This is a genomic window from Methanoregula sp., assembly GCF_002835825.1.
Classification (GTDB): domain Archaea; phylum Halobacteriota; class Methanomicrobia; order Methanomicrobiales; family Methanospirillaceae; genus Methanoregula.
In genome coordinates this window covers 1-1,011 of record NZ_PIZH01000802.1, presented here as the reverse complement: position 1 = coordinate 1,011, position 1,011 = coordinate 1, and the positions used below count along the sequence as shown (strand labels likewise).

The 1,011-nt window shown below is 58.4% G+C and carries 1 protein-coding gene; it reads left to right on the top strand.

Features of this window, described 5'->3' with window-relative positions; all coding sequences use genetic code 11:
• Nucleotides 1–81 precede the first annotated feature (81 nt).
• Nucleotides 82–1,011 (top strand): TraB/GumN family protein (locus tag CW742_RS15320; RefSeq protein ID WP_292421913.1); only part of this gene is annotated, 930 nt, incomplete at its 3' end.

The following is a 1,011-nucleotide window of genomic DNA, read 5'->3' as shown; positions in this document are numbered from 1 at the left end:
GCAATCCTTCCGGCAGCCCCCGCCTCATCCCCTCCCTTAATCACCCTTCACCACCAATATAACCGTCACAAACGGTGATCAATGGCGGAAATAAAAATCATCGGCACGGCCCACGTCTCGCAGGAGAGCGTCAACGAGGTCCGGACCGCAATAGAAGAATATCACCCGGATGTCGTTGCCATCGAGCTTGACCCGGCACGGTACTCTGCGCTCAAGAAACAGGCGCGTGACCCGAGCGTGGAGGATGTCCTGGAAGTAAAAAATTTCAACTCCCTTCTTGTCCAGTGGCTCCTCGCCTACCTCCAGCGCAAGATCGGATTCGACGTTGGTGTCGAACCCGGCGCCGAGATGAAAGCAGCGATCGCGGAAGCCGAACAGCGCAATATCCCGATAGCGCTCGTTGACCGCGACATCCGCGTCACACTGATGCGGTTCTGGAACACGCTTGGCTTTGTCGAGAAGCTCAAGATGGTATGGGCCCTGATCATCTCCATTGCCGAGATCGATAACGGCCAGGAGATCGATATCGAATCCTTAAAGGAACAGAATGTGATCGATGTCGTGATGGAGGAGTTCCGCAAGTTCTCGCCCAACGGAGCCCGTGCCCTCATCGACGAGCGCGACGCGTACATCGCCCACCAGCTTGTCATCTTAAAAGCCCAGCGGCCCGAAGGAAAGATCCTCGCGGTCATCGGCGCCGGTCACCGGAAAGGGATCTCCACGTACCTTGATGACCCAAAGACCCTCCCGCCGTTCGATTCGCTGACAAAAGAACCAAAACCGTTCCCGTGGGCAAAGGTCTTCGGCTTCGGCGTCACGTTCCTCTTCGCCTTCCTGCTCGCCGCCATCGCGTTCTCGGGTGTGGGCCTGGATGTCCTCCTGTACGCGTTCCTCTTCTGGGTGATCATCCACGGCGTGCTCTCGGGCCTCTTCGTCCTGCTTGCCGGCGGCCACCCGTACTCGGCCCTGACCTGCTTCTGCGTTGCGTGGATGACCTCGCTCAACCCGATG